Origin of the sequence: Chryseobacterium sp. Leaf405 (assembly GCF_001425355.1) — a bacterium.
Classification (GTDB): domain Bacteria; phylum Bacteroidota; class Bacteroidia; order Flavobacteriales; family Weeksellaceae; genus Chryseobacterium.
In genome coordinates this window covers 450,647-475,622 of record NZ_LMQN01000012.1, presented here as the reverse complement: position 1 = coordinate 475,622, position 24,976 = coordinate 450,647, and the positions used below count along the sequence as shown (strand labels likewise).

The window sequence follows — 24,976 nt, the reverse complement described above, 5'->3', positions numbered from 1 at the left end:
TTTATTTTAATTTATAAATCGTCTTCTGTTTTTTTCTTTCCGAATAACTTCATAAAATATTCCCAACCGAAGAATAAGATAAGAATCATTACTGCAACCCACCAATAAGAAGTTTTATTAGCTTCTCCAGTGTTGGTTGCTTTAAACATTCTGTCCCAACGGATTCTCCATCCGTCAGCCTGATATGAAGATTGCGAGTCATTAAAAACTCCTTCTATACTCATCCAAGTAAACATCGGTTTTCCTACAATATTTTCTTCCGGAACAAAGCCAAAGAATCTTGCATCCAAAGAAGAATCTCTATTGTCTCCAACCATCATATAATAATCCTGTTGGATGGTATATTGATTTGTTTCTTTCCCATTGATGAAAATCTTTCCGTTCTTATTTTCTAATGTATTATGCTCATAATTTTTTACAATCCATTGATATTCTGGCAATGTCTCCTGACTAATCGTTACAATGTCTCCTTTTTTAGGAATTTTAAGGGGTCCATATTGATCTTGATTCCACCCTTTATTAATAGGGAAAATAGAATTTGTTGTATCTATTTTAGTTCTTAACTGATCTCGATAAGCAACTCCTCCATCACCTTTATTCATAATTTCTTCATGAGCAGAAACCACCTGAGGCAAGGCCTTAATTTCCTTAAGTCTAGAATTTGTAAGTTGCATCATGTATACAATATTCTTTGGATTAATATTGTATTTATTAGGGGCTCCAGGAGAGAAAAGTCTTTCATTATCTAATACTAAGATAGAAATAAATCCTAAGCGTTTATACAATGCAGGAACATCAATCTCACTACTTGCTTCAATTAAAAAAGCATGCTGAACATCTTGGTCACCTAAAACCGTTTCTGGCTTTCCATTAACAAACATTTTTCCGTTCCTCATCTCAAAAGTATCACCCGCAACTGCAACACATCGTTTAACATAAGGATCTTTTCTATCAATTGCTGTATGAACAGAATCCCTCGGGTAATTAAACACAACAATATCATTTCTCTGAGGTTTATTGAATTGGAAAATTCTTGCGTAAGGTAATTTTACACCGTCAGCATAAGATTTAGGATCATCTTTAGGATTTCCTTTTTCACCTGTATCTGTGATTGTTCCCTGCAGGAAAGGTATTGCTAAAGGACGCATCGGAAGTCTGTATCCGTAGCTCCATTTGTTTACGAAAAGGAAATCACCCACCAATAAAGTTCTTTCCATAGATCCTGTAGGAATTCCGAAAGGCTGCGTAACAAAAACGTGGATAATTGTTGCGAAAACCACTGCAAAAGTCACAGATCCGAAGAAAGAATCCTTCTTTTTATTTTTCGCTTCTTTCTCTTCATCAGTTAAGAATAAATCATTTTCTGTCTCATTTTCCAATTCCACATCTTTACCATAATTTACCGTTGCCATATAAATAAACGGAAGAAGTACCGTCAATAACTGATCTTTGAAAAGAGTTTTTCCAAATTTTTTCATTAAATACAAATGAAAAACAGACATCATAATCGGTCCCACGATTGGCAAATACGATAAAAGTGCCCACCATTTCGGATGTTTTGTTTCTTTAAGGATAATGAAATAATTGTAAAAAGGTATAAAAGCGAATAACGGACTATACCCCAATTTCTTGAACAGCTTCCAAGTGGAAATCCCCATCAATACTGATAAGATGAGAACATAAACTGTATACGTTAAAAAATAATTCATAAATTTTTGTGCCTAATCTATAATATGAGTAATTGGTAATGAGCAATGAGTAATTTTTACTGCTCTTTATTTATTACTATTAGTTCGCAATGTAGGGATTTTGTTACAAAATTAAAGCCCCAAAACATCCTTCATTCCGAAATTTCCTTTTTTATCTTTAATCCATTCTGCAGCGACAACTGCCCCCAATGCAAAACCGTTTCTATTGAAAGCGGTATGTTTGATTTCAATTTCATCCACCTCGTTTCTGTAGAAAACACTGTGAGTTCCCGGAACTTCATCTTCGCGGATTGCAAAAATACCTAGTTGATTCCCTTGAGTTTCTTCCAGTTTCCAAGCGTCAAATTTCGGATTGTTTTTAAAAATACCTTCTGCAATGGAAATCGCTGTTCCACTCGGTGCATCAAGCTTATGAACGTGATGAATTTCTTCTAACTGGCAAGAATATTCATCCAAATTTTTCATTAAATCGGCTAACTTTTCATTTAAAGCAAAAAATAAATTTACACCTAAACTAAAGTTAGAACCATATAAAAAAGCCGTGTCATTTTCAACAGTCAGTTTTTCAACTTCCTCTTTCTTTTCCAGCCAGCCCGTTGTTCCACAGATTACGGGAACTTTATTTTCAAGACAAGCTTTAATATTGTGATAAGCCACTTCCGGCAAAGAAAATTCTATGACAACATCCGGATTATTAAGATTTTCAGCAGTTGGGGTTTCTTTTAATCGGGCAACGATTTCATGACCTCTTTTTGTAGCAATTTCATCAATGATTTTACCCATCTTACCATATCCAACTAATGCTATTTTCATATTTTTTATTTATATGTTTTTAATTTTAATGCAAATATCGCAAAGTTTTCATTTAAAATCCATCTGCATATTTTTTCGTTCGCAAAGGTGTTTGACTATGTCGAATCTTCGATTTCACTTAGCAAAGACGTATTGAATTAAAACAGTATATCCTTATTAAAATCTATAACTTAAACTTAAACCCGTTTTAGGTGGAGTAATTCCGTATTGATCCTGAATGACTGTAGGATTAAAAGTTAAATCCGGATCATGGCGAGCCTGATATAAATGAGCATCTACAACGGCATCTACAATATTCAAAATATAAATTAAACCCGTTATTGCAATCGCATAATCTCTTTGTCTTTTTGCCCTGTCCTGAACATTTGCCAACGCTACTTTATCTAACCAAGGATGGCTGTCAACAAATTCGTTAGGCGTTCCGTTGAGTTTTGCCAGATAATATTCCCTATATTTTTTATACTGATTATCATTCCAAATTGCAATCCCAACTCCGGTTCCTACCGCTCCCAAAACGATGGGAACTTTGATATATTTCTTGTTATAAACCTGTCCCAATCCCGGAAGTACAGCGGAATATAAACCCGCTTTCGTAGGATTAAGTTTTAAAGTTTTCGTCGTCGGTCCGTTTGCTTTTTCAAGATCTGCAATGACTTTCGATTCAGACTTTGGCTTGGTATTGTTTTTTTCTATAGACACGCTGTCTTTCGGGTGATATTCTACCCGGATCGTATCGTTAGGATTTACCTGTGAATATGCTACAGCAAACAGACACAAGAAAAAAGTGAAAAGTATTTTTTTCATTTATTTAATATGAGATAAAATATATTCAAGCTCATCTTCATTTTTGAAATCAAGAACAATTTTACCTTTTTTACCATTCGGAGAAGCTTTTATCTCCACTTTTACATCTAAAATATCAGAAATTGTTTTCTGAACTCTTTTATAATTATTAGAAAGCTCTGCTTTTGCTTTTTTTGCAGCAGGTGATTTTGGATTTTTCAAAGCCGCCGCCGCCTGTTCTGTCTGACGAACATTCAGTCTTTCCTGAATAATCATTTCAAATAAGACCTGCTGGTGCTCTTCATTTTCAAGACTGATGATTGCTCTTCCGTGTCCTGCAGAAATCTCACCGCTTCTGATCGCATTCTGAATATCGGGGTTCAATCGTAACAATCTGATAGAGTTGGTAATAGTACTTCTGTCTTTACCTACTCTATGGCTGAGATTTTCCTGAGTAAGACCAATTTCATCCATCAATCTTTGATATGTTAATGCAATCTCAATAGCATCAAGATCTTCTCTCTGAATATTTTCAACAAGAGCCATTTCTAAAAGCTCCTGATCATTTACCAGACGAATATAAGAAGGAATCGAATCTAAACCTGCAATTTTACTTGCTCGGAAACGTCTTTCCCCAGATATAATTTCGAACTTTTCTCCGTCTTTTCTTAACGTAATAGGCTGAATCACCCCTAAATTTTTAATGGAGAGAGCAAGTTCGTTTAATGCTTTTTCATCAAAATAAGTTCTTGGCTGGGTAGCGTTGGGATAAATATCATCTAAAGATATTTCCACAATATTCCCCACAAATTTGTCTGCACCTTCATCGGTAGCAGAATTAATCATGGTTTTGGATTCTGCACTTAGAATTGCCCCTAAACCACGTCCCATAGCTCTTTTCTTGTCCTTCATATTATGCTCCAAACCCTATTAATTCTTTACTAATTTTTCATTTCTTAATAAAACCTCTTCCGCCAGCTGAATATATTGTACAGCTCCTTTACTTTCGGCATCGTAATTTAAGATACTTTCTCCGAAACTTGGTGCTTCGCTCAATCGTACATTTCTGCTGATAATCGTTTCAAAAACCATTTCGGGAAAATGTGAATTTACTTCTTCCACTACCTGATTAGACAATCTCAATCTGCTGTCGTACATCGTAAGAAGCAACCCTTCGATATCTAAATCTTTATTATGAATTTTCTGAACATTTTTAATGGTATTCAATAACTTCCCAAGACCTTCCAATGCAAAATATTCACACTGAATCGGGATGATCACAGAATCTGCGGCAGTAAGGGCATTTACCGTGATAAGACCTAAACTCGGAGCACAGTCGATAATGATATAATCGTAATCGTCTTTTACCGTCGCCAATGCTTTTTTCAGCATATATTCTCGGTCTTCTTTGTCTACCAGTTCAATTTCGGCTGCTACCAAATCGATATGAGAAGGAACGATATCCAAATTCGGAGTCGTTGTTTGTTTGATACAGTTTATAGTGTCTACGCTATTTTCCAAGAGATTATAAGTAGAATATCTAACATTTTCAACCCCTAAACCTGAAGTTGCATTAGCCTGAGGATCAGCATCAATGATTAATATTTTTTTCTCCAATACCCCTAACGCCGCTGCTAAATTCACAGCTGTAGTGGTTTTCCCAACTCCTCCTTTTTGATTAGCGATACCTATAATTTTTCCCATTGCTTGAACTTTAAGATTCAAAAATACACTTTTTTCTTTGCTCTTAATGAATGAAGAAAATGAAAATTGAGTTAAAATATTGTTAATAAGCGTTTTAACATTAAAAAAAATTATCCACAAAAAAAATTCTTTGTGGATAACTGTTCAGGATTTGATTTTTATATCTTAATTATCAAACTTCATAGTTATTGGAAATTTAAATGCGCTTCTTACGGATTCACCTTGTTTGTTTTTTCCAGGAGTCCATTTTCCTTTTGCAGAAATAGCTCTAATGGTTCTTATCGCTTCACTATTAAAGTCTGCATCTGCACCATTCGCTTTAATTCCTGAAATCGTTCCGTCTATTTCTACAATAAAAGTAATGGTTGTTCTCATCACATCTCCGGATTCAAAACCTGAACCATCGAAGGTATTCATTACCTTATTTCTGAAAGATTCTAAACCTCCACCAAAATTAGCCTCTTGCGCCAAATCTTTAGGATCTACAATCTTATTTCTATCAACAGGCTGAGTAATTACTTGTGGAGGAACAGTATTAATTACAGGTCCTGTCCCAATTGTTGGAGTTGTATTAACATGAATATTTGGTGGAGCAACGATACCATCAGAATTATTTTTTACTCCAGCCACGGCACCTTCAATTTTTTCAATAACTTGCTCGTTGGTTGGATTTGCTGTTGGATCAGGAACTCTGTTATCAAAAGTTTTTACAGCAGCAGAAGCAGGTTGAGGTGGAACTACTGTAACTGGTGGTTTAACCGTAGGATCATTTGGAATAAACACCGGAGGTGGCAACTCATAAATATCCTTGTTAGGAATTACTTCCGCAGTTCTAAATGCCGAAATAATCATTGGTGTAATAGATACTGCAGCCAATAAGCTTACTCCGATAAAAAGTGATTTTGTTAGAATTCTGTCTGCTTCATTTCTTAAAGCGTATGCTCCATATTCTTTGTTACGGTTTTCGAAAAGGATTTCGTTTAATCGAAACTCTTGATTTTGCATGTGTTTCATTACTATAAATATTTAAACTGTTAAAATTACTCGATTATCATTCTTTCATTTCTCGTTGACAATATTTAATCCAATATCAAAAAATTTGCCAATTTTTTAACAAAATGTTAATATTTATAATTTTAACATGACAATATTTAAATTTAACAATGCTAACAATAACAATTATCTAATCTTTCGCAGATAAAACAATTAAAATCAATTTTTTATGAAATTTATAGAAGAATATTTGTACGACCGAATATTGCATTGACAGACAAACGCCCTAGCCCCGATTGTAATGAAAATCCTTTTTTGAAAAAAAGATTGCAATGGAAAGCGGGAAATAGCTTCAAATAAAAAAGAGACCATCAAAATTGACAGTCTCTTCCTATGTTATTAAAAAATTCCTTAGAATAATTCTTTTCTGATAATGTTCTGGCTTCTTTCAGGACCAACAGACACTAAGTAAACGTTGATTCCCAAATACTTTTCGATAAATTCGATGTATTTCTGAGCTGTGTCAGGAAGTTCGTCGTAGCTTCTTACTTTCGTTAAATCTTCAGTCCAACCCGGTAAATCTTGGTAGATTGGCTCGTAGTTATACAATTTCTCTGTTGAAGAAGTGAAATAATCGATGATTTTTCCGTCTTCAGTTTTGTAATGCGTAACGATTTTAAGGTTTTCAATTCCTGTAAGAACGTCTAATTTCGTAATTACTAAGTTATTGATTCCGTTGATCATACAAGCGTGTTTTAAAGAAACAAGGTCTAACCAACCTGTTCTTCTTGGTCTTCCTGTTGTTGCTCCGAATTCACCACCAATTTGTCTGATGCTTTCTCCTAATTCGTTATCTAATTCTGATGGGAAAGGTCCGTTTCCAACTCTTGTACAGTATGCTTTTGCAACACCGATTAAGTTTTGAAGTGACGTTGGTGGAACTCCCGCGCCCGTACAAACCCCTCCAGTTGACGGAGAAGATGAAGTTACGTATGGATACGTTCCGAAGTCGATATCAAGCATCAAAGCCTGCGCTCCTTCGAATAAAACGTTTTTACCGTCTCTGATCGCTTCATTTAATTCCAGTTCCGTATCAACGATTCTGTCTTGAAGCTGTTTTCCTATTTCTAAATATTCGTTGTAGATTTCTTCAACGTCTAAAGTCGGTTTTCCGTAGTATTTTTCAAAAAGAGAATTCTTAATTTTTAAGTTTTTCTCGATTTTATCTCTTAAAATCTCAGGATTCAGAAGGTCGATCATTCTGATACCTACTCTTGCAATTTTATCTTCATAGCAAGGTCCGATTCCTTTTTTCGTCGTTCCGATCTGCGTTCCTCCGTGCTCTTCTTCACGGTACGTATCCAAAAGAATGTGGTAAGGCATGATTACATGCGCTCTTCTGCTGATGAAAATGTGATCTGTTCTCAAGCCTTTGCTTTCGATCTGATTCACCTCCTTAATGAAAGATTTAGGATTTACCACTACTCCGTTTGCAATGATACACTTCCCTTTGCACTGAAGAACTCCCGATGGAAGAAGGTGCAAAACGAATTTCTCATCCCCTACATAAACTGTGTGACCAGCATTGTCCCCTCCTTGGAAACGTACAACGTAATCCGATTTTGCCGATAAAACATCCGTGATTTTTCCTTTACCTTCATCTCCATACTGAAGACCTACAACTACGTAAGTTGACATATTTTACTTTTATTTTAGATTCATGCAAAATTACTTTTAAAAAATTGGGTGGGCAAATTTGTGGTGGATTTTATTTTTGGGTTGAGTGGGAATCATGTGATTACCTTTTATTATATTTGAACAAAACTAACCATAAAACATAACAAACATGAAATTTGAAAGTTTACCAGAAACACAAACAAACTTAGTTGAAAAAAACAGTCAAAATCTTCCAGAAAAAAGAACAACTTTCGACATTGATGCTTTTAAATCAATTTATTATTGGGCAAATGCTAAACCTGACACTCAATTAAAACTATTTAGAGAAAGAAAAATCATTTCACTTTCTGACATCCATGAGTTAAATACTAGAATTGGAAATAAATTAAAAAACCACAACATTGAAACATTTTTAGTTACTTTAAATTTTGTCCTTACAGAAGGTAATATTAGAGAATATGCTTCGTGGGATGAATTTAGTAGAGAAAATTGGCAATTTATTAATCAAAGAACACAAACCATAAGTATTACATGGGATTTAACATTTTCAATACCGAATTATCATCTTCCTCAACGACATACTTTAAAAGTTAGAATTGGTAGTGCTATACCACCAAAAGATCTTTTCCACTTTATGTTAAACACTGATGAAACGAGTGATCTTTTAAGTATGCGTGCAGAAGGAATGGTAAAAGTTGATTTTATTAATCAGGTTTTAGGAAACGAACTTATTAATATAGTTAACGAATGGAATGAAGGCTTAAAAACAATTGAACGTAAAAATAATTTCCAGTCATTTTTGGAAAAATATGAAGGGTATATTAGCAAATCAATTTTATATTTTTGCCCTTTATTAATTCTATTTTTAGGTTTTATATATCAAAATTTAATCATTAAAGAATTAGATCTTTCTAAAGATTTAAACCTCATAACATTAGAAAGAACATTGCTGATTGGTGCAACAATAACAAGTATAGGTTTAGTTTTATCCAGATTCTTTGCAAATCAATTCAGTAGAAAAATCGGCAAATTTAAAATTCCGTCAGGTATTTTAATAACTAAAGGTGACGAAGCCTATAATGATGAATTAAAAATAGAGAATAAAAATATTATAAAAGATATATCAGGAAAGGTATTAATAAGCTTAACAGTTGCAATAATAATAATTGGTTTAAAATACTTATATGCCTATTTTTTTGGCACTAAATAAAAACTGTTAAAATAAAAGCTTTTCAGGTATTTTGAAAAGCTTTTTTTATCTCATTTCAACAAAACCTCACTCTTCACCCCAATCTCCTCCAAAAACACCCCATCATGCGAAATCACCACCAAAGTTCCATGATAATCTTTAATAGAATTCGTCAGAATTTCCACATTTTGAAGATCTAAATTATTTGTCGGTTCATCGAGTATCATCATATCGGGCGCTTTATTGCTGATGGAAAGTCCACACAGAAGAAGTCGCAGGCGTTCTCCACCACTTAGAACATCACATTTTTTGTCCCAGGTTTCCTTTCCGAATAAAAATCTTGACAATAAGGTTTTCACTTCAGATTCCTGCAACGCTTGATCGTTGAACTGTTGGGCAAAATCGTAAACTGTTGATTGTTTATCGATTAAAGAATATTCCTGATCAATATAAACCGTCTGAAAATCCGATCTTGAAATGGTTCCGACTGACGGCTGCAAATCTCCCAACAAAAGCTTAATCAAAGTCGTTTTTCCTGAACCGTTTGAACCTTTAATTGAAATTCTGTCACCGCTTCGGATTTCAAGATTGAGGTTTTCTTTCCAAAGATTTTCTTGGTCATATTTAAAATTAATTTCCTCCGCCGAAATCAAAATTTTCCCCGAATGCAGATTCGAATCATTAAAGTTCACTTTCATCTGATCCACATTTTTCACCGACAAACGCAAATCCCGCAAATCACCGGAAATATCATTGATTTTATCGGCATGAACGGATTTTAATTTCGAAGAATTTTTCTCGGCATTATTTCGCAGTGTATTCATCATAATTCTCGCCACGCCCGATTTTTCCTGCTTTCCTTTTCCTCGTGCATCAAGTTTTTGCTTTCGTTCAACGGTTTCGCGTTCCTTTTCTTTTGCCTTTTTCAACGCCCGTTCTTTGGAATGAATATCATTTTGCAAGGTTTCATTTTCAATTTCTTTTTGTTCAGCATAAAAATCATAATTCCCCCCATACGTTGAAATTCCCTGATTGCTTAATTCAAAAATTGTATCGACAAAATTCAGCAAAGTACGATCATGACTGACAAGCACAACGGTTGAATTCGTTTTTTCAATAAAATCGTACAACAGATTTCGACCTTCCAAATCGAGATGATTCGTTGGTTCATCCAATAAAATGATTTCAGGCTGGTTGATTTGAATTCCTGCAAGAAAAACCTTTGTTTTTTGTCCGCCACTCAGGCTTTCAAGTTTTTGATTTAAATCTAAATTTTCGAGTTTCCAATATTGTAAAGCTTGTTGGCAACGTTCTTCGATGTCCCAATCATCGTTCAACGTTTCAAAATAAATTTCATTCACTTCCCCACTCGTAATCTTTTGTAGGGCTTCGAGTTTTTTATCGATTTTCAAACATTCTGCAACCGTCAGATCATTAAAATTCCCGAACATTTGCGGAACATAAAATAAATCACCCTGACTATCGACATTTCCTTCTAAAGGTTGAATTTCATTCGCCATGATTTTCAGCAAGGTCGATTTTCCCGTGCCGTTGCTCCCAACTAAAGCCGATTTTGTGTGAGTTTGTATTGTTAAATTGATAGAATTAAAAAGCAGATTCCCCGCAGGAAACCCAAAAGATATATTGTGTAGAAAAAGCATAATTTCTTTCTATAATTAAAGTTAAACTGCAATAACATATTCTGCTATTGTTTATTAAATCTGAAAGAAATTGTATCCTACATCCTGTTACTTTGGGGTTTGTGAGGTATAAAGATAATAATTTTCAACTATTTTTTTGAAGCTATTTCCCGCTTTCCGTTGCAATCTTTTTTTTCAAAAAAGGATTTTCACTGCAATCGGGGCTAAGGTTTCAGTTTGTACTTCGAAGATTAGTAATAGACTTCGAAAATTCCCCTCCTTTAAAAAGAGTTAATTTTTGTGAAGCAAAAAGACGGAGTAGTTAGTTATGCTTAAATAAACCACCCCATCAAAAATTTCTTTAAAATTTTTGCCACCCCTCCAAAGGAGGGGAATTTTTCGATTTCAAAGTCTTTGCTAAGTGAAATCGAAGATTCGACGTAGTCAAACGCCTTTACTAATAAAAAATACACAACAATTTCAAGCAGAAATTTGTCAACTTTATATTAAAATGAATTCTTTACTCCACTACGATTCGTTTTGAATGGCACAAAGGGAAAAAACTCACTAACACAAAAAACTCTAATACCCTAAAATACAATCCCTTCAAAGTCATAAGAAACTTTCATCAAAAATCCGTAACTTTGCCGCCTACTAAAAATTTTATGGAAAGTATTAAAGTTCACGACAAAACTTTTGTTCCTTATTTGGACGACGCCGAGATTCAGGAGATTGTAAAAGCTACAGCTTTAAAAATTTATGAAGATTATAAGGATGAAGTTCCTGTTTTCATTGGGGTTTTGAACGGAGTTATCATGTTTTTCTCAGACCTTTTGAAGCATTATCCGGGAGAATGTGAGATCGCATTTATCCAGATGAGTTCTTATGCCGGAACAGAATCTACAGGAATCGTTTACCAGAAAATGGAATTAACGAAAGATGTAAAAGACCGTCACATTATCTTGGTAGAGGATATCGTAGACACTGGAAATACCGTTGAAAGTCTTTTCAAATATTTTAACGAAACGCAACGTCCGAAGTCTGTAAAAATTGCTTCATTCTTACTGAAACCTGAAGTATATAAGAAAGATTTCAAACTTGATTATATCGGAAAGGAAATTCCAAATAAATTTGTTTTAGGTTACGGATTGGATTACGATGAATTAGGTAGAAACTTACCGAATCTTTACCAATTAGAAGACGGACAAATTAACCATTAAATTGCTGTAAGCTTTTAGCTTCGGCTATTAGCTTTAAAATTATATCTCAATAAAAAGTAAATATTAACTAAAAAAGCTAAAAGCAGGAAGCACATCGCCAATTGCCAAAGCAAAACAACATTATGATAAACATTGTTCTGTTCGGTCCTCCGGGAAGTGGAAAAGGTACTCAAGCGCAAAACTTAATCGAGAAATTTAATTTAAAACAAATCTCAACAGGTGATCTTTTCAGATTCAACATGAAAAATGATACTGAGCTTGGGAAACTGGCTAAATCATACATCGATAAAGGAGAATTGGTTCCGGATCAGGTAACGACAGATATGCTGATTGACGAAATCAAAAAACCGACCGATGCAGCAGGATTTATTTTTGACGGATATCCTAGAACGGCAGTTCAGACGGCAGCGTTGGAAAAAATTGTAAAAGAAGAACTGAATGATGAGATCGATGTTTGTCTTTCATTAGTGGTTGAAGATACTCTTTTGGTAGAAAGATTACTAAAAAGAGGTGAAATCAGCGGAAGATCAGACGACAGCAATGTAGAGATCATCGAAAACAGAATAAAAGAATACTACACAAAAACAGCAGAAGTAGCCGAACTTTACAAACAACAAGGTAAATATGTAGAGATCAACGGTGTAGGAGAAATCAATGAGATTTCTGAAAAACTTTTTGCTGAAGTAGAAAAAGTAAAATAAAAAACAGTTGATAGTTGATGGTTGATAGTTGTCAGCAATCAACTGACAACCATTAACTGACAACAAAAAATTATGTCAAATTTTGTAGATTACGTAAAGATTCATTGTAAAAGCGGTCACGGAGGTGCAGGTTCTGCTCACCTTCGCCGTGAAAAGTATATTCCCAAGGGTGGTCCTGATGGCGGAGACGGAGGTCGAGGCGGTCACGTTATCATGAGAGGGAATTCTCAGGAATGGACTTTACTTCCGCTTCGTTATACACGTCACGTAAAAGCTGACCGTGGTGAAAACGGAGCAAAAAACCAGTTAACAGGAGCTTACGGAGCCGATGTTTACATTAATGTTCCAATCGGAACTATCGCTAAAAACGAAGAAGGAGAAATCATTGGCGAAATTATGGAGGATGGACAGGAAATCATCCTTATGGAAGGTGGAAAAGGTGGAAAAGGAAACGAACACTTTAAATCTTCTACCAACCAGACTCCACGTTTTGCACAACCGGGAATGGACGGGCAGGAAGGTTTCGTGGTTTTCGAGCTTAAAATTTTAGCGGATGTAGGTCTTGTTGGTTTCCCGAATGCCGGAAAATCTACTTTATTAGCATCAGTTTCTGCTGCTAAACCAAAAATTGCGAACTACGCATTTACGACTTTAACCCCAAATTTAGGAATTGTTGATTACAGAAACTACAAGTCTTTTGTAATGGCAGATATTCCGGGAATTATTGAAGGGGCTGCTGAAGGTAAAGGTCTTGGTCACAGATTCTTAAGACATATTGAAAGAAATTCAATCCTATTATTTTTAATTCCTGCAGATTCTGAAGATCATTTCCAGGAGTTTAAAATTCTGGAAAACGAATTGAAAGAATACAATCCTGAACTACTGGATAAAGATTTTATTATTTCCGTTTCAAAATCTGATCTTTTAGATGATGAACTGAAGAAAGAAATTGCTTCAGAATTCCCCGAAAATAAACAGCCATTGTTTTTCTCGGGAGTTACCAGCGAAGGTCTTATGGAACTGAAAGATGCAATCTGGAAACAATTGCACGGATAATATTCAGATCAAATTATAAAACATATTAAAGTACACTTTTCGTGTACTTTTTTATTATCATAAAAAATTAAAACTATCAAATTTAAAACTATGAAAAAGAACTTTGCATTCGCTCTATTATTATCATTTTCAGCATTAGCAAATGCTCAAAACAGCCAAGAAAACTCAACAGTTTCAAAACCTGAATCCGATTTGAAACTAAGCTTCGGAGTAAAAGCAGGATATTCACTGTCTTCGATGAAATTTTTCGATGAAAAGTTAGATTCAAAATCATACTTCTATGCAGGAATTGTTGCAGAGCAGCCAATATCTTCTAAAATCAGCATTCAGGCAGAAGCTCTGTACACGCAGGTTGGCGGGAAGCAGTATTTTCCGGTTGTAGATTTTACAGACTTCGGAGTTATTGAAAGAGGAAATATTAAGTTTGATTATCAGCTTACACAGGTTCAGGTTCCTGTTTCCGTAAAATATTATTTCATTCCTAATTTATCAGCTTCCGTCGGAATGAACTTTGGAATTAATGTGTCTGAAAAAGTAAAAACAGATCAAGTAGTGAACGGATCAACTTCTCACGATTATGAAAATGTAAAAACATTAAATTTATTCCCGTTCTTAGGCGCAGAATATAAGATTACGGATAATGTATTTGTAGATGCGAGATACAATTTCAACTTCATCGAAATTAACAAAGGAGGTTTTACCACTAAAATCGGATTTTTACAAGCTGGCGTAGGGTACAGATTTAAATAATATTCAAAGAATAAAAGGAGAAACGTAAATGTCTCTCCTTTTTTTATGCTAAAATTTAAAACTGTAATTTATTTTTTAATATTTTAACTTTACCAGCGTTCATTTATTTTGTACAGACCAGCACTTTTTCATTAGCAGAAAAACCATAAAAAAGATCTCCTGCAAAAGTCCTGACTTCCACCTTAAAACCGGCTTCTTTTAATCTATTCTCCAATTCGTGTACAGAATAAATTCTTACATGATCTTCCTGTCCGAAATGTTCTAATCTTCCTTCTTCAGTGGTAATTGAATAATCTTCATAGATTTCGCCTTCTTTAAACGGAGTTTGAATTAACGTTTTCCCTCCTGTTTTCAGCACTCTGTATAATTCACTCATCGCCAGTTTATCCTCAATAATATGTTCTAAAATGTGATAACAGATAATCAGGTCAAAATTTTCATCTTTGCTATCGATTTTAGTAATATCATACCGATAATCTGCAATAAAATCAGTCCCGAAATCAGTTGCAAAATATTGAATATCATTTTTCTTTTTCCATTTTTTATATAAAATCCTGAATGGCGAGAAATCAAGAACCTTCATTTCAGGTTTCATGAATTCTTCATTAAGAAGTTGGTAAAGTCTGCGCGCTCTCGAAATACTTCCGCAAACAGGACAAATAAGATCTCCGTTCTGAAGTTGTGCAAAGTTTTTAAGCTTCGTTCCGCAAACATTACACTGATGATTTTTCCCTTTATAAAAAGGAATCAGCAGTTTTCTGAATCTTTCTTCATTATTGATAAGCGCTTTTTGAGGAATAATATTTTTAGCAACCGACTTTAAGAAATTGTACATAGTAAAAGTGTAAAATTACAATCTTCAAAATAACAAAAAAATCCCGTAAATGAATTTTCCGATCATAAAAATTTACTAACAATTAATATGACCGTCTCACTTTTGGAACAATTATTGAAGACCTCATTCAAAATTTAAATTATGAAATATTTATTAAGCCTTTTCGCACTTGTTTTTTTATTTTCGTGCGGTTCCCAAAAAGTAAATTCAAAGTATTCTAAAATTGAATACGAGGCAGGCGCTTGTTTCGGATCTTGTCCTATTTTCAAAATTACAATTAATCCTGACAGAACTGCGGTACTAGAAGCTGAACATTTTAATTTTTCTAAAGGATTTTCAAAAAGTGAATTCGACAAACCAAGAGAAGGAACTTTCAAAGGAACCATCAAAGAAGCAGATTATATTAAATTAGTTGCTCTGCTAGACGGGTTAAACGTAAAAACTTTAAACGAAAAATACGGAGAAAGAAATGTAACAGATCTTCCGACTTCTTATTTAAGAGTTAATTTTACAGACGGAACTTCTAAAAATGTAGAAGATTACGGAAAAAGAGGAACCGAAAAACTTTCTCAATTGTATAAGTTTTTTGAAGATTTAAGAACCAATCAAGATTGGAAAAAAGTTGATTAATATACTTAAAAATATTTAGACTACCTTTGCAAATAGAATTCCTTCGTTTTTGAAGGAATTTTTATTTAATATAAAAACAGTTCATTTGAATTTTACAGATTTAAACTTAATCGATCCTATTGCAAAAGCAATTGAAGAACAAGGATATACCAACCCAACTCCCATTCAGGAAAGATCTATTCCTGAAATTTTACAAGGAAAAGATTTCTTGGGTTGTGCACAGACAGGAACAGGAAAAACGGCAGCTTTTGCCATCCCGATCTTACAGAATCTTTCTAAAAATAAAACGCCGAACAGGCATATTAAAACATTGATATTAACTCCCACAAGAGAACTGGCGATACAGATCGAGGAAAATATCAAAGCATACGGAAAATATTTACCTTTAAAGCATCTGGTAATTTTTGGAGGAGTAAAGCAAGGAAGCCAGGAAACAGCTTTGAGAAAAGGTGTTGATATTCTGGTAGCAACTCCGGGAAGATTATTAGACTTTATCGCTCAGGGAATTATCAGCTTAAAAAATATCGAAATTTTCGTATTGGATGAAGCCGACAGAATGTTGGATATGGGGTTTGTGCATGATGTAAAAAGGGTTATCAAACTTTTGCCACAGAGAAGACAGACTTTATTTTTCTCGGCAACAATGCCTGCAGAAATTCAGAAACTGGCAAATTCTATTCTGAACAATCCTGTAAAAGTAGAAGTTACGCCAGTATCATCAACGGCGGAAACAATTAACCAATCGGTTTATTTTGTTGAAAAAGATAATAAATTAGATCTTTTGACACACATTTTGCAGAATGATATTTCAGAATCTGTGTTGGTATTTTCGAGAACAAAACACGGCGCTGATAAGATTGCGAGAAAATTACAGTCAGGCAATATCTCAACCGAAGCCATTCATGGAAATAAATCTCAGAATGCACGTCAGAACGCCTTAAATAACTTTAAATCCGGGAAAACGAGAGTTTTGGTGGCAACTGATATTGCTGCAAGAGGAATTGATATTGATGAACTGAAATATGTTGTCAATTTTGAACTTTCCGACGTTTCTGAAACCTATGTTCACAGAATCGGAAGAACAGGAAGAGCCGGAGCAGAAGGAAATTCGATCTCATTTGTAGACGGTTTAGATTTATTAAACCTGAAAAATACAGAAAAGCTGATCGGAATGAAAATTCCTATTGTAAAAGATCATCCTTTCCATACGGATAATCTGGTTGCGCAGAAAAGAGACTCCAATAACAGACCTGCCGGTGCGGGAGTAAACAGGCCAAAACCTCAAAATTCTTCTTCACCCAATAGAAATAAAAAGCCGGGCACGGCAGCACCGTCGGTAGGTTTTAAAAAACCAAAAAATAAGAATTTCACAAGAAAGAAATAAAAAAAGCCTTCCCATCGGAAGGCTTTTATGTTGGATTTACTTTGTATTAATAAGCAAACATTTTCTTTGCATTTTCAGTGGTAATTCTATCAATTTCAGAGAAATCAGTTTTATAAATATCAACTAGCTTTCCGGCAACCAGATCAAGATATGAACTTTCATTTCTTTTACCTCTATTCGGAACGGGAGCCAAATAAGGTGAATCTGTTTCCAACACGATTTTATCTAAAGGAATTTCATTTAAAAACTGATCAATTCTACCGTTTTTAAAGGTCACTACTCCACCGATTCCTAAAATAAAATTCAAATCGATTGCATGTTTCGCCTGTTCCACATTTCCTGAAAAACAATGGAAAATTCCACGAAGTTTCGGATGTTTTTTTCTTTCTAATACTTCAAAAGTTTCATCAAAACTTTCTCTGGTATGAATCACAATCGGTAAATCTTTTTCGATTGCCCAGTCGATTTGCTTTTCAAAAGCTTTTACCTGAATATCTAACGTAGTTTTATCCCAATACAAATCAATTCCAATTTCTCCAATAGCAGGAAAATCTCTGTGATCAAGATAATTCTTAACAATTTCCAGTTCTTTTTCCCAACTATCCGGCTTTACATAGCAAGGATGTAATCCCATCATTGAGAAAATCTGGTTGGGATATTCAGCTTCCAAGTGAAGCATTTTTTCGTGAGATTCTGAATCAATTGCAGGAAGATAAAATTCATTAACCCCTTTATCTAAAGCCCGTTGAATGGATTCTTTTCTGTCTTCATCAAATTCTTCTGCGTATAAATGTGTATGTGTATCAATCATTTTATTTACAATTTTAATAGATCTTCATAAGGATTTTTTAAACCCAGCAACATTCCGAAAGCGGGCTCGGTTTTGATTCCTTTTTTCTTTAATTCTATTATTTTTTGTTTAAAATCTTCTCCTTTTTCCCGTAATATTTTGTATTCGGCAATCATATGCAGATAAGCATTCTGCTCTGTTGTCGGTTTATTTTGTCCAAAAATTTCTATCGGAAATCCTTCCAGTATAAAATTTAATGTAATGCACTTTTCATCTTTTAAAATTGGATACTCAACTTTAACTTCTGTACCGTGAGGAATGAATTTGCTAAACATTAAATCATCAAGAAAATCTTCCTCAAATCTAAGATCAACCTCGCAGATGATGTCCAGATCACTTCCTTCAATATCAACTTCAATAGGTACAGTTCCCGTTAAAATCGGCGAATAATCTTTTAATTTTTCAAAAATATGATGTTTTGTAAGAATTTCATAGGCATTTTTCTGCCTTTCATTTCCTGATTTCAGATAATCAATTGTTGTAAAATCAATCATTTGAAAATATTTTATGCTTTACTTTTTGTCGCTGATCTTCAATTCTTTGGTTTAGTTTTTCTTTAAACTCAATGTATTTAGGATCTTTTTCGTCGTCAGTTCTATGCGCTAAAGCCTGATTAATTTTAAAATTCTCCTTAATAAAATCTTTAGTTATTTCAGAAAAATAAGCATTTCCAAATTTGTCAAAAATATAATTAACCGCCTGATTATTAGGATGAATCATATCTTCTTTATAAAAACGGTAATCCCGGAGATCATCCATTAAAATTTCATAAACCGGCAAATAATGACAGTTTTCAAATTGTGGAATTGTTTCATGAATAGCAGTGATCAATTTTGACTTACTTAACTGATTTTCAATCATCCCGTCTTTTGTATGACGAACGGGGGAAACTGTAAACAGAATCTGAACATCGTCTTTACAAATATCATTTAAACTCAAGATTGTTTGATGAATAGAATCTGTCAGTTCCTGATATGTCAATAATCTTTTTTCAAAGAATTTTTGAGGAATCTTATGACAGTTCGCAACCAGTTTATTCTTTGGAACGAACTCATAAATAAATGAAGTTCCGTATGTTATGATAACCCAATTGGTTTCCTGAAGAAAAAAACTGCCTTCATCAAGCTTTACATTAATTTTATCTAAAGTCTGGTGAATATATCTTGTATCAAAACTTGTGTGATGATCCAGAGAAATAAATTCATCATTAAAAGCAATTAATTCTTCTTCATGATAAGATTCTGCATCGTGAAGTCTTTTAATTGAATTATGGATTGAAAACGGATTGAAAATCGTTCCAAAAGGATTATTTAAAGCCTGAATTTGTCCCGCCTGAAATAAATCTGACATTTCTGAAGCAAAACAAGATCCTATTGAAAATATTCTATCTTCAACATCAATTTTCTTCTTCGATTCTTTAATCTCAACCTCTGTTCTGAATTTCATTTTACTTTTTGTAAAGCTAGCTCAAATGTTCGATTTCTTTATATCTGCGGAAGATTTGATCAAAAAATTTCTTTGTTGTTTCATTCTTATACAGATACAATTCGTAAACAATAATCGGAAATAGATAAGGCAAGTGCCGATCTTCAAATGTATTATTTTTCACAAGTTCCTTCCAGGATATTCCGAACTGACTTTGAAAATTACTGATAAAACCCTTCTGAACATCAAAAGCCACCGTCTGTCCTAAAAACTTTGGTAACGCATTGATAGATACAGATCTGCTCAAAAGCTCTCTTATTTTTCTATCTTTCGGTGTATACATATCAAGAAGAAAATACACCAAAACATTAATTGCCAATACAATAAGAAACAGATTCTGGAAACTCATATCATTGTAATGTTGCTGTCCTGTAATATACTTTATAAAAAGATAAAACACCGAAGCCATAATAACATATACTTTCACAGCCTGTTTCCAGTAAAGATCGACCTCAATAGATTGGTTGGTATCTTTAATAATATAATAACTCTGAACAGGTACAAGTGGAATCCCTACAATAACAAAACGTGTCCCCAGCCCCTGATTTTTAAATTTCCGATAGGTACGAATTAAACAATGACCAATAATCATAACTTAGCTCTCTCTTCTTAACAAATAATTGGCAAGTTCAGCGAACGGCTTCTTCTTCTCTTCAGGAATATTGATTTTTTCTAAATAACTTTGTCCGATCTCATTATGTTTTTCGATCAGGCGTAATGCTTTTTCGTCAACTTTAGTTCTTCTGAAGATTTTTTCTACCCCATAAACTTTATCAACGTTATCGGTCTTTTTAGAATACCAGTAATCCAGTTCTTTTCTTTCTTCGTCTGTTGCGTGCTCTCTCGCCATTAAGTAAAGCACTGTTTTTTTGTTTTCGTAAATATCCCCCGCATGTTTTTTACCAAACTGCGCCTGATCTCCGAATACATCAAGATAATCATCCATAATCTGGAATGCAATTCCGATATGCTTTCCAAAGTTGAAAATCGATTTTGCATCTTTAAAATTTGCTTTTGCAATCAATGCGCCAATCTCAAAAGACGATGCACTTAGCACTCCGGTTTTATAGGTAATCATTCTAATATAATCATCAAAAGTTACATTTTCCTGAGTTTCAAAATTGATGTCATACTGCTGACCTTCGCATAAAAGCAAACCTGTATGGGTGAAAATTCTGATACAAGCTTTGAAAATTTCGGGCTCTAGATCTTCAAAAAATTTGTAAGCTTTCAACATCAACCCGTCTCCTGAAAGAATTCCAACGTTGATTCCGTGTAAAGTATGAATTGTCGGTTTATTTCTTCTTAAAGGCGCTTCATCCATAATATCGTCATGAATCAGCGTGAAATTATGGAAAAACTCGATTGCCAAAGCTGGTTTAATTGCTTCTTTCAAATCACCACCAAATAAATCACAAGCCATTAACACCATAATCGGGCGAAGACGCTTACCACCGTGGGAAATGATGTAATTCATCGGATCATATAATTCGGTAGGTTTGTCCTTAAAAGTATATTTGGTAATAGCATCCGCAACAATCTGCTGGTATCTGTCTAAAAATTCCATAAATTAATTCTATAGTTTAAGCAAAAATACGATTTTCAGGGCTTTATAAAACAAAAAACTTTGCCCAAATGAGCAAAGTTTTAATATTATTTAAAATTTCTATTTAAGATAAAAACGTTACAACAAGATAAGTAATTGCCGCAACTATTGCCGAAATAGGAATTGTTAATACCCAAGCCCAAAGAAGACTCACGGTAATCCCCCATCGTACGGCAGAAATTCTTTTCGTTAAACCAACCCCGATGATAGAACCTGTAATTGTATGTGTCGTAGAAACAGGAATACCAAAGTGATCTGTGATGAATAAAGTGATTGCACCGGCAGTTTCTGCACTTACCCCTTCCAATGAAGTTACCTTTGTAATTTTAGTTCCCATTGTCTTAATGATTTTCCAACCACCGCTCATGGTACCTAATGCGATTGCGATAAAGGAAACCAAAGGAACCCAGATGTAATGTTGTGCGAAATAATCAAAACGTCCTGCTGCTTCAATATTTAAATAAACAGGATCTTTAAGCATTTCAACATGATAATAAATCATCGCAGCACCAATAATACCCATTACTTTTTGCGCATCATTCAGACCGTGTCCTAAACTGAACAATGCCGAAGATCCCAACTGTAATCTCTTGAAAGATTTATCTGCCTTGTGAGGATTTGATCTTTTATAAAGGTGAACAATAATTAAGGTAATAATGATTGAAATAATCATCCCAATAATCGGAGCCATGAAGATGAACAGGAAAATAGGAATCACTTTATCAAACTTCACAACGCTCTGGTGTGTCACCTGAACGGCTGCTTCTTTTATTGTTTCCCATAAACCCAAATTAGGCTGAGAAGCTACCACATCATGAAAATCTGACATGAAAGCGTGCATTAATGCCGCGCCCAAAAATCCGCCAATCAATGTGTGTGATGATGATGAAGGTATCCCAAACCACCATGTTAAAAGGTTCCAGGCAATAGCTGCAACCAATCCTGAAAATATAACTTCAAGCGTGATAAAATTCTCATTAACTGTTTTGGCAATCGTATTACCAATTTTGAATTCTCCAATGATATAGGCAGCAATAAAGAAAGCCGCAAAATTCCAAAGTGCCGCCCAAAGTACAGCCTGGAATGGAGTCAAAACTTTTGTAGAAACTATAGTCGCAATAGAATTGGCAGCATCATGGAAACCATTAATGTAATCAAAGATCAATGCCAAGGCAATAATAACTATAAGTAAAATAGGAAATTCCATTGTTTAATTATAATTATTAATTAAGCGTATTTAATCATGATGTTCTCAATAGTATTGGCAACATCTTCTGCTTTGTCAGTTACGATTTCAAGATAATTAAGTACAGATGAAACTTTTATAATGTTGATCGCATCGTTTGTTTCGAATAAATCTACCATTGAGTTCGACAATAAATCGTCTGCAATATTTTCAATAGAATTTACTTTAATACAAGCTTCTTTTACCTGCTCCATATTTTTGAAACCTTTAAGATTTTTCATTGCATTCTGAATTTCAAGACATGCTTTGTGGATCAATAAAGAGAAATCTGAATATGCCTTCATTTCAGGCGATTTGTATAAGAAAATATATTTTGTAGAAGCGTAGATATAATCTGCGATATCATCTAATCCTGTTGCCAGTGTATGGATGTCCTCTCTGTCGAAAGGTGTAATGAAGTTCTTTCCTAATTCTACGAAAATTTCATGAGTCAATTCATCATTTTTATGTTCGTAGTCGCTCATTTTCTTCAACATCGTATCGTCATTTACATCAAAGTCTTTGATACCTGTGTTGAATTCCTCAGACATTGCCACAAGGTTTTCAGTTACTTTTTCGAACAATACGAAGAAGATTTTGTCTTTCGGTTGAAAAGCGTGGAAAATATTACCAATTCCCATTTTTAAGTTTTTATAATTTGGTGCAAATTTCTTAAAAAAGCACCTTACCAAAAAGCATATGACGTTAAGTTTTGTTAACATTGTCTTACTTCCTGATTATCAAACAAAAAAACCGACTTTTCAGCCGGTTTTATATTGTTAAAAGATGAGTTTAGTTAGCTTCTTCAGCTCTCATATCTTTACCTTTAAATTTCATAGATTGAATATTACCTAAAAGTTCTCCTTTAAACGATTTTTCAACCTCAAAGAATGAGAATTTTTCAAGAATTTCAATATTACCAATCTCAGCTCTTTTGCTTCCTTTGCTAGAAGTCGCTTTATTGATGATTTCTAATACATCTAATTTTTTCAGCTGATCTTTTTTACCAAGATTGAAGAAAAATCTAGTCATATTTTCGTCTCTCTGTCTAGGTTTTCCACCACGGTCGCGATCTCTTCCTCTGTCGTTTCTATCGCCTCTGTCGCGGTCTCTTCCTCTGTCACGGTCTCTTCCTCTGCTGTCACGATCTCCTCTTCTTGAGTCATCATCACGACTGTTGAATTTCTGCTCCAGAATATCGTGCTTGTCTTTGTAATAAAGGGCAAGATCTTTCAACTGGAACTGAAGTAACTTGTGAACCAATTCTTCTTTTGTAAACGCTGACAAATCAGGGATTAAAGAATCATCAAATTCAAAGAAATCTTCATGTACTTCCAATAAACGTTCAAAAACACCACCTACCTGAGCTTTTACAATGTCTTCTCCCGTAGGGATTCTGGCTTCGTTGATCTCAATTTTAGTTACTGCCTTTATTTGTTTTAATTTTCTGCTTTCTTCAGGCTTAATTAAAGAAATTGAAATACCGTCTTTTCCTGCTCTACCCGTTCTACCACTTCTGTGAACGAATACTTCGGGATCATCAGGCAAAGAATAATGTACAACGTGCGTCAGAGAGTCTACATCCAATCCTCTAGCTGCAACATCTGTTGCTACCAAAATATCAATGTTTTTCAATCTGAATTTCTTCATTACCGTATCTCTCTGAGCCTGAGAAAGATCACCATGAAGCGCATCTGCTGCGTAACCATTCTGCATCAAGAAATCGGCAACTTCCTGAGTTTCCATTCTTGTTCTGCAGAAGATAATAGAATATTGATTCGGGTTGGAATCAATTAATCTCTTCAAAGCTTCTTTTTTCAGACGGTAACCAGCCACGTAATATTGATGCTTAATGTTCTTCTTAACTTCGTTAATAGAACCTACAGAAATTCTGTGTGGTTTTGTCAGGTAATTTTTAGTAATTCTCTCCACTTCTTTACTCATCGTAGCCGAGAATAAGAAAGTTTGTTTTGTTTCAGGAGTTTCGCTCAAAATTGTTTCCAATTCGTCTTTGAAACCCATTGAAAGCATTTCATCAGCTTCGTCTAAAACTAACCAATGAATAGCAGAAAAATCTAATGCTTTTCTGTTGATAAGGTCGATTACTCTACCAGGAGTACCTACAATAATTTGTGGTTTATCCTTAAGAGACCTCATTTGATCCATAATACTGCTTCCACCGTAAACTGCTGTAGTTTTGATGTCTTTCATGTATTTAGAATAATTTTTAATGTCTTTTGTAATCTGAAGACATAATTCTCGTGTCGGACAAAGCACCAAAAATTGGATTTTGCGACTCGTTTCGTCAATCATATCCAAAATCGGAAGCGAAAACGCTGCTGTTTTGCCTGTCCCCGTCTGCGCAAGTGCGATCAAGTCGCGAATATCTGAAAGAATGAAAGGGATAGTCTGTTTTTGGATTTCTGTCGGGCTTTCGTAACCCAGTTCGCCAATTGCCTTTAGAATGTCAGGTCTTAAATTGGTTTCCGTAAATAAATTCATTAAATATTTTAAAATTTTTGCAAAGATACAACAATTATTTGGACTTTGCATTATATAATATTACGAATATAATAATTTTATTTTACAAAACCATAATCATTTTTAAATTTCGGCAGAAAAACCACAGTTTTTTTATTTTAAATTTAATAATATTTCAAATTCAATCTCCATTATCGAATCATTCATTTTTAGTACATATGCTTATCAAAAGTTAAAAATATTAA

At 34.2% G+C, this 24,976-nt stretch carries 24 protein-coding genes; 7 read left to right on the top strand and 17 right to left on the bottom strand.

Annotation, left to right across the window (positions count from 1 at the left end; translation table 11 throughout):
• Positions 1-11: 11 nt before the first annotated feature.
• The 7 genes from lepB to ASG22_RS08315 form a co-directional block, all read right to left on the bottom strand.
• A complete protein-coding gene (lepB, locus tag ASG22_RS08345; RefSeq protein WP_055982948.1) occupies positions 12-1,709 on the bottom strand; it encodes a signal peptidase I in 1,698 nt (565 codons plus the stop codon).
• 111 nt (positions 1,710-1,820) lie between these two features.
• Complete coding sequence (gene dapB / locus ASG22_RS08340; protein WP_055982947.1) at positions 1,821-2,522, bottom strand: 4-hydroxy-tetrahydrodipicolinate reductase; 702 nt, start codon at positions 2,520-2,522, stop codon at positions 1,821-1,823.
• 156 nt (positions 2,523-2,678) lie between these two features.
• Positions 2,679-3,326: a DUF5683 domain-containing protein gene (locus ASG22_RS08335; RefSeq protein ID WP_055982945.1), complete on the bottom strand. Its 648-nt coding sequence runs from the start codon at positions 3,324-3,326 to the stop codon at positions 2,679-2,681.
• Positions 3,327-4,217 (bottom strand): ParB/RepB/Spo0J family partition protein, encoded by an 891-nt coding sequence (locus ASG22_RS08330; protein WP_055982943.1) that lies wholly within the window; start codon positions 4,215-4,217, stop codon positions 3,327-3,329.
• An 18-nt stretch (positions 4,218-4,235) separates the two neighbouring features.
• Positions 4,236-5,009, bottom strand: coding sequence for a ParA family protein (locus ASG22_RS08325; protein ID WP_055983501.1), 774 nt, complete (start codon positions 5,007-5,009; stop codon positions 4,236-4,238).
• Positions 5,010-5,174: 165 nt separating this feature from the next.
• Complete coding sequence (locus ASG22_RS08320) at positions 5,175-6,023, bottom strand: energy transducer TonB (protein ID WP_131726170.1); 849 nt, start codon at positions 6,021-6,023, stop codon at positions 5,175-5,177.
• Between the two features lie 390 nt (positions 6,024-6,413).
• On the bottom strand, positions 6,414-7,700 hold the full coding sequence (locus ASG22_RS08315) for an adenylosuccinate synthase (protein WP_055982938.1): 1,287 nt from the start codon (positions 7,698-7,700) through the stop codon (positions 6,414-6,416).
• Positions 7,701-7,848: 148 nt separating this feature from the next.
• On the opposite strand from ASG22_RS08315, the gene ASG22_RS08310 reads away from it, so the two are divergent.
• Positions 7,849-8,889, top strand: a complete 1,041-nt coding sequence (locus ASG22_RS08310; protein ID WP_055982936.1) for a hypothetical protein — start codon at positions 7,849-7,851, stop codon at positions 8,887-8,889.
• Positions 8,890-8,939: 50 nt separating this feature from the next.
• Here the strand turns inward: ASG22_RS08310 and abc-f are convergent, their stop codons facing one another.
• Positions 8,940-10,529 (bottom strand): ribosomal protection-like ABC-F family protein, encoded by a 1,590-nt coding sequence (gene abc-f / locus ASG22_RS08305; protein WP_055982934.1) that lies wholly within the window; start codon positions 10,527-10,529, stop codon positions 8,940-8,942.
• A 644-nt stretch (positions 10,530-11,173) separates the two neighbouring features.
• Here abc-f and hpt point away from each other — a divergent pair.
• From hpt to ASG22_RS08285, 4 genes are all read left to right on the top strand, one after another.
• Positions 11,174-11,728, top strand: a complete 555-nt coding sequence (gene hpt, locus ASG22_RS08300; RefSeq protein WP_055982932.1) for a hypoxanthine phosphoribosyltransferase — start codon at positions 11,174-11,176, stop codon at positions 11,726-11,728.
• Between the two features lie 122 nt (positions 11,729-11,850).
• On the top strand, positions 11,851-12,429 hold the full coding sequence (locus ASG22_RS08295; RefSeq protein WP_055982930.1) for an adenylate kinase: 579 nt from the start codon (positions 11,851-11,853) through the stop codon (positions 12,427-12,429).
• 72 nt (positions 12,430-12,501) lie between these two features.
• Positions 12,502-13,485 carry a GTPase ObgE gene (gene obgE / locus ASG22_RS08290; RefSeq protein ID WP_055982928.1) on the top strand — a complete coding sequence of 328 codons (984 nt, stop codon included), beginning with the start codon at positions 12,502-12,504 and terminating at the stop codon, positions 13,483-13,485.
• Between the two features lie 90 nt (positions 13,486-13,575).
• Entirely contained in the window at positions 13,576-14,235 is a 660-nt protein-coding gene (locus tag ASG22_RS08285) for a porin family protein (RefSeq protein ID WP_055982926.1), read from the top strand.
• 103 nt (positions 14,236-14,338) lie between these two features.
• Here ASG22_RS08285 and ASG22_RS08280 read toward each other — a convergent pair whose 3' ends face one another.
• Positions 14,339-15,070: a methyltransferase domain-containing protein gene (locus ASG22_RS08280; protein WP_055982924.1), complete on the bottom strand. Its 732-nt coding sequence runs from the start codon at positions 15,068-15,070 to the stop codon at positions 14,339-14,341.
• A gap of 141 nt (positions 15,071-15,211) precedes the next feature.
• Between ASG22_RS08280 and ASG22_RS08275 the strand changes: the two genes are divergently transcribed.
• Together ASG22_RS08275 and ASG22_RS08270 are read left to right on the top strand one after the other, a co-directional pair.
• Positions 15,212-15,700 carry a DUF6438 domain-containing protein gene (locus tag ASG22_RS08275; RefSeq protein ID WP_055982922.1) on the top strand — a complete coding sequence of 163 codons (489 nt, stop codon included), beginning with the start codon at positions 15,212-15,214 and terminating at the stop codon, positions 15,698-15,700.
• Between the two features lie 85 nt (positions 15,701-15,785).
• The gene (locus ASG22_RS08270; RefSeq protein ID WP_055983499.1) at positions 15,786-17,084 is read left to right on the top strand and encodes a DEAD/DEAH box helicase; all 1,299 of its coding nucleotides are present in this window, start codon (positions 15,786-15,788) and stop codon (positions 17,082-17,084) included.
• 46 nt (positions 17,085-17,130) lie between these two features.
• Here the strand turns inward: ASG22_RS08270 and ASG22_RS08265 are convergent, their stop codons facing one another.
• The 8 genes from ASG22_RS08265 to ASG22_RS08230 form a co-directional block, all read right to left on the bottom strand.
• Positions 17,131-17,895 carry a TatD family hydrolase gene (locus ASG22_RS08265; RefSeq protein WP_055982920.1) on the bottom strand — a complete coding sequence of 255 codons (765 nt, stop codon included), beginning with the start codon at positions 17,893-17,895 and terminating at the stop codon, positions 17,131-17,133.
• A gap of 5 nt (positions 17,896-17,900) precedes the next feature.
• The gene (locus tag ASG22_RS08260; protein WP_055982918.1) at positions 17,901-18,428 is read right to left on the bottom strand and encodes a DUF4269 domain-containing protein; all 528 of its coding nucleotides are present in this window, start codon (positions 18,426-18,428) and stop codon (positions 17,901-17,903) included.
• Positions 18,421-19,380 carry a GSCFA domain-containing protein gene (locus tag ASG22_RS08255; RefSeq protein ID WP_055982916.1) on the bottom strand — a complete coding sequence of 320 codons (960 nt, stop codon included), beginning with the start codon at positions 19,378-19,380 and terminating at the stop codon, positions 18,421-18,423. Before ASG22_RS08255 ends, ASG22_RS08260 begins: the two co-directional genes overlap by 8 nt.
• A gap of 16 nt (positions 19,381-19,396) precedes the next feature.
• Positions 19,397-20,011 carry a hypothetical protein gene (locus ASG22_RS08250; RefSeq protein WP_055982914.1) on the bottom strand — a complete coding sequence of 205 codons (615 nt, stop codon included), beginning with the start codon at positions 20,009-20,011 and terminating at the stop codon, positions 19,397-19,399.
• A 3-nt stretch (positions 20,012-20,014) separates the two neighbouring features.
• Complete coding sequence (locus ASG22_RS08245) at positions 20,015-20,986, bottom strand: polyprenyl synthetase family protein (protein ID WP_055982912.1); 972 nt, start codon at positions 20,984-20,986, stop codon at positions 20,015-20,017.
• 103 nt (positions 20,987-21,089) lie between these two features.
• Positions 21,090-22,232, bottom strand: a complete 1,143-nt coding sequence (locus ASG22_RS08240) for an inorganic phosphate transporter (protein WP_055982910.1) — start codon at positions 22,230-22,232, stop codon at positions 21,090-21,092.
• Between the two features lie 20 nt (positions 22,233-22,252).
• A complete protein-coding gene (locus ASG22_RS08235) occupies positions 22,253-22,891 on the bottom strand; it encodes a DUF47 domain-containing protein (RefSeq protein ID WP_055982908.1) in 639 nt (212 codons plus the stop codon).
• A 151-nt stretch (positions 22,892-23,042) separates the two neighbouring features.
• Positions 23,043-24,752 carry a DEAD/DEAH box helicase gene (locus ASG22_RS08230; protein WP_055982906.1) on the bottom strand — a complete coding sequence of 570 codons (1,710 nt, stop codon included), beginning with the start codon at positions 24,750-24,752 and terminating at the stop codon, positions 23,043-23,045.
• Positions 24,753-24,976: the final 224 nt, after the last annotated feature.